Annotated in this window: 3 protein-coding genes; 2 read left to right on the top strand and 1 reads right to left on the bottom strand. The window is 73.1% G+C overall.

The features are described from left to right. Positions 1 to 11 precede the first annotated feature (11 nt). Together VGD85_RS02455 and malQ are read left to right on the top strand one after the other, a co-directional pair. Positions 12 to 2,210: a 3-hydroxyacyl-CoA dehydrogenase NAD-binding domain-containing protein gene (locus tag VGD85_RS02455; protein ID WP_331061861.1), complete on the top strand. Its 2,199-nt coding sequence runs from the start codon at positions 12 to 14 to the stop codon at positions 2,208 to 2,210. Between the two features lie 205 nt (positions 2,211 to 2,415). Continuing rightward, positions 2,416 to 4,296, top strand: coding sequence for a 4-alpha-glucanotransferase (gene malQ, locus VGD85_RS02450; RefSeq protein WP_331061860.1), 1,881 nt, complete (start codon positions 2,416 to 2,418; stop codon positions 4,294 to 4,296). On the opposite strand, the gene VGD85_RS02445 is transcribed toward malQ, so the two are convergent. Next, a partial coding sequence (locus VGD85_RS02445; RefSeq protein WP_331061859.1) for a helix-turn-helix domain-containing protein occupies positions 4,256 to 4,561 on the bottom strand: 306 nt, incomplete at its 5' end. The genes malQ and VGD85_RS02445 overlap by 41 nt on opposite strands.

Genomic DNA, 4,561 nt, shown 5'->3' with positions numbered 1-4,561 from the left:
ACAGGACTTCCATGAGCACCAGCACCACCGAGCAGACCGCCGTCCGCTACGACAAGGACGCCGACGGCATCGTCACCCTCACCCTCGACGACCCGACGTCGAGCGCGAACACCATGAACGAGCTCTACCTCGAGTCGATGGCGGCCGCGGTCCAGCGGCTGTACGACGAGGTGGACAGCGTGACGGGCGTCGTGGTCGCCAGCGCGAAGAAGACGTTCTTCGCCGGCGGCAACCTCAAGAACATGGTCCAGGCGACCAAGGCCGACGCGGGCTCCGTCTTCGCGATGGGCGAGGCCGTGAAGGCCGGCCTGCGCAAGCTCGAGCAGTTCCCGCGACCGGTCGTCGCGGCGATCAACGGCGCCGCGCTCGGCGGCGGCTTCGAGATCTGCCTGGCCTGCAACCACCGCATCGTCGTCGACGACGACAGCGTGAAGCTCGGGCTGCCCGAGTCGACGCTCGGTCTGCTGCCCGGTGGTGGCGGCGTGACCCGCATCGTCCGGCTCCTCGGCCTGCAGTCCGGCCTGATGGACGTGCTGCTGCCGGGCACCCAGTTCAAGCCGTCGGCCGCCCAGGCCAAGGGCCTGGTCGACGAGCTCGTCGCGACCCGCGAGGAGCTGGTCCCGGCGGCGAAGGCGTGGATCAAGGCCAACCCCGAGGAGGCGCAGAACCCCTGGGACAAGCCCGGCTACAAGATGCCCGGCGGCTCGCCGACCTCGCCGGCGCTGGCCGGCTTCCTGCCGGCGTTCCCGGCCCTGCTGCGCAAGCAGACCAAGGGTGCGGTCTACCCCGCACCGCGGGCGATCCTGTCGGCGGCCGTCGAGGGCGCGCTCGTCGACTTCGACACCGCCTCGCGGGTCGAGTCGCGCTACCTGACGAGCCTGATCGTCAACCAGGGCTCGAAGAACATGATCCAGGCGTTCTTCTTCGACCTGCAGGCGATCAACTCCGGGTCGCTGCGCCCGCAGGGCATCCCGCCGTACCGCGCCGTCAAGGTCGGTGTGCTCGGCGCCGGGATGATGGGCGCCGGCATCGCCTACTCCTGCGCCCGTGCCGGCATGGAGGTCGTGCTCAAGGACGTCGCGCTCGAGAGCGCCGAGAAGGGCAAGGCCTACTCCGAGAAGCTGCTCGACAAGGCGATCGCCAAGGGCCGCAGCACCGAGGAGAAGAAGGCCGAGCTGCTCGGCCGCATCACCGCCACCGCCGACGCGTCCGACCTCGCGGGCTGCGACCTGGTGATCGAGGCGGTCTTCGAGGACCCCTCGCTCAAGCAGCAGGTCTTCGCCGAGATCGCGCCGTACGTCAACGATGACGCGCTGCTCTGCTCCAACACCTCGACGCTGCCGATCACCGAGCTGGCGAGCGGTGTGGACCGGCCGGCCGACTTCATCGGGCTGCACTTCTTCAGCCCGGTCGACAAGATGCCGTTGGTCGAGATCATCAAGGGCGCGGAGACCTCGGACGTCGCGCTGGCCAAGGCGTACGACGTCGTGCAGCAGATCCGCAAGACCCCGATCGTCGTCAACGACAGCCGCGGCTTCTACACCTCGCGGGTGATCGGCACCCAGGTCATGGAGGGCCTGGCGATGCTCGGCGAGGGCGTCCACCCGGTCTCGATCGAGCGCGCCGGCACCCAGGCCGGCTACCCCGTCGGCCCGCTGCAGCTGACCGACGAGCTCAACATGGAGCTGATGGTCAAGATCCAGAAGGCCAACGCCGACGCCGCCGCTCGCGAGGGCCGGACGTGGGAGCCGTCGGGTGGTGAGCGGGTCGTCGCGAAGATGATCGAGCTCGGGCGTCCCTCGCGGCTCAAGGGCGCCGGCTTCTACGAGTACGACGAGGCCGGCCAGCGCCAGGGCATCTGGGGCGGCCTGGCCGAGGCGTTCCCGCGCGCCGAGCAGCAGATCCCGCTGCAGGACATGAAGGACCGGATGCTGTTCATCGAGGCGCTCGAGACCGCCAAGTGCTTCGAGGAGGGCGTCATCGAGTCCGCCGCTGCCGCCAACATCGGCTCGATCATGGGCATCGGCTTCCCGCCGATGACCGGCGGCGCCGCGCAGTTCATGCAGGGCTACGAGAACGCTGCCGGCCAGATCGGTCTCGGTGCGTTCGTCGCCCGCGCCGACGAGCTGGCCGAGGCGTACGGCGAGCGGTTCCGCCCCTCGGCGTACCTGCGCGACCTCGCCGCCTCGGGCGGGTCGTTCCCCGCCTGACGACACGCCGTGCGGGTTTCACCGGTCGGCCGGTGAAACCCGCACGACACGCCGGGGCGCATCGGCGTGTCGCGCGGGTTTCGGCTGCCAAGTGGTGCGGCTGGTGCTCCTGGGGCTCGGCGGGCCAGCGGGCCGGGGACCGATCTCGCTCCCCATCGGCACCCCCCGCGGATGCCCGGCCACCGGGTCGGGCACCGTGGGGGACATGGCAGTGACGAGCGACGAGGCCCAGGCGATGAGCGCGGACGAGTGGGGCATCCAGCGCGACTGGATCGACTCCGACGACCGGCCCCAGACGGTCGCGCCCGAGACCATCGAGAGCCTGCGCGAGGTGATCGGCACCCCGCCCGCCGACCTCGAGGAGCGCGCGCCGATCGTCACCCGGCCGGGCCGCGACCTCGGTCTCGGACGCGTGCGCGTCACCTGCGAGGACGGCTCCGAGCGGACCGTCGAGGACCGGCTGCCGGACGACTTCCCGCTGGGCTACCACCGGCTGCGCACCGCCGACGGCATCGACCGTCGCCTGATCGTCTCGCCCGGACGCTGCTGGGTGCCCGAGCGCCGGTCGTGGGGCTGGGCGGTGCAGCTGTACGCCGCGCGCTCGGCCGCCAGCTGGGGCATCGGCGACCTCGGTGACCTCCGCACGCTCTGCGCCTGGACCCAGGGCCACGGCGGCGGGTTCGTCCTGGTCAACCCGCTGCACGCGGTCGCGCCGACGACCCCGCGGGAGGCCAGCCCCTACCTGCCCGCGACGCGCCGCTTCCGCAACCCGCTCTACCTGCGGGTCGACCAGGCGCCCGGGTTCGACGACGCGGACGTCGACATCGAGGAGGTACGCCGGGTGGCGGCCGAGCCGCTCGTCGACCGTGACGCGGTCTGGGCGGTGAAGCGCGCGGCGCTCGCGGCGGCGTACGGGCGCACCGGCGACCACGAGGCCTTCGCCACGTGGCGCGAGCGGCAGGGCGTGGCGCTGGAGGAGTTCGCCACCTGGTGCGCGCTGGCCGAGGAGCACGGCCCCGACTGGCACGCGTGGCCCGGGGAGCTCCGGCGCCCGGACGGCGCAGCGGTGCAGGTGTTCCGCGCCGAGCACGAGGAGCGGATCGGCTTCCACGCCTGGCTGCAGTGGCAACTCGACGCGCAGCTGCGCGCGGCGTCCGGCGACCTCACCGTGCTGCAGGACCTCCCGATCGGCGTCTCGGGCGGCGGCGCGGACTCCTGGGCCTGGCAGGACGTGCTCGCGCAGGGCGTCACCGTCGGGGCTCCGCCGGACGCGCTCAACAGCCTCGGCCAGGACTGGGGCTCGCCGCCGCTGGTGCCGTGGCGTCTCCGGGCGGCCGACTACGAGCCGTTCGTCCAGTCCGTGCGCGCGACGATCGCGGGCGCCGGCGGGCTGCGTATCGACCACGTGATGGGACTGTTCCGGCTGTGGTGGATCCCGGAGGGCGCCGGCGCCACCCAGGGCGCCTACGTCCGCTACCCGAGCGACGACCTGCTCGACATCGTCGCGCTCGAGTCGCACCGGGCCGAGGCGGTGGTGGTCGGCGAGGACCTCGGCACCGTGGAGCCGGGCGTGCCCGAGGCGCTGGCCGAGCGCGGCATCCTCTCCTACAAGGTGCTGTGGTTCGAGGAGGACGACCCATCCGCCTGGCCGGCCGGCGCGCTGGCCACCGTCACCACCCACGACCTGCCCACCGTGGCCGGCCTGTGGACCGGATCGGACGCCGAGGAGCAGGCGGTCGCGACCGGGATCCCCGCCGAGGACGTGCAGGCCGGTCGGCGCGAGCTGCTCGGCCGGCTCACCCGCGACGGCCTGACCGACGACGCGACGGCCGCCGAGGCCGTGGCGGCGGCGTACTCCCAGCTGGCCCGCGCCGACTGCCTGCTGCTGCAGGTCTCGCTCGAGGACGCGGTCCTCGAGGAGCGGCGGCCCAACATCCCCGGCGCCGTCGAGCGCGACAACTGGCGGATCCCGCTGCCGGTGCCGGTCGACGAGCTCGAGGACTCACCGGACGCGGCGCGCCTGGTCGGGCTGGTCACCGGCGCGCTCAGCCGAACCGGAATGTCGCGCGGTACGCCGTCGGCGTGACCCCCACCGCGCGGCGGAAGTGCCGGCGCAGGGTCGCGGCCGTGCCCATCCCGCAGGCGGTCGCCACCTGCTCGACCGACACGTCCGAGCGCTCGAGCAGCTCCTGGGCGCGGGCGATCCGCTCGCGGTGCAGCCAGTCGAGGGGACCGGTCTGCAGCTCGGCGTGCATCCGGCGGGCGAGCTGGCGGGTGCTCAGCCCGGCGTGCGCGGCCAGGTCGCGCACGGTGAGCGGCCGGTCCAGCCGGGCCCGCGCCCACGCGAGCGT

The sequence above is a fragment of the Nocardioides sp. genome (assembly GCF_036401255.1).
Taxonomy (GTDB): Bacteria; Actinomycetota; Actinomycetes; order Propionibacteriales; family Nocardioidaceae; genus Nocardioides.
This window is presented reverse-complemented; position numbering and strand designations above follow the sequence as displayed.

Coding starts and splice junctions, on each gene's coding strand:
- VGD85_RS02455 (WP_331061861.1), top strand. CDS start 12: ATGAGCACCAGCACCACCGAGCAGACCGCCGTCCGCTACGACAAGGAC.
- malQ (WP_331061860.1), top strand. CDS start 2,416: ATGGCAGTGACGAGCGACGAGGCCCAGGCGATGAGCGCGGACGAGTGG.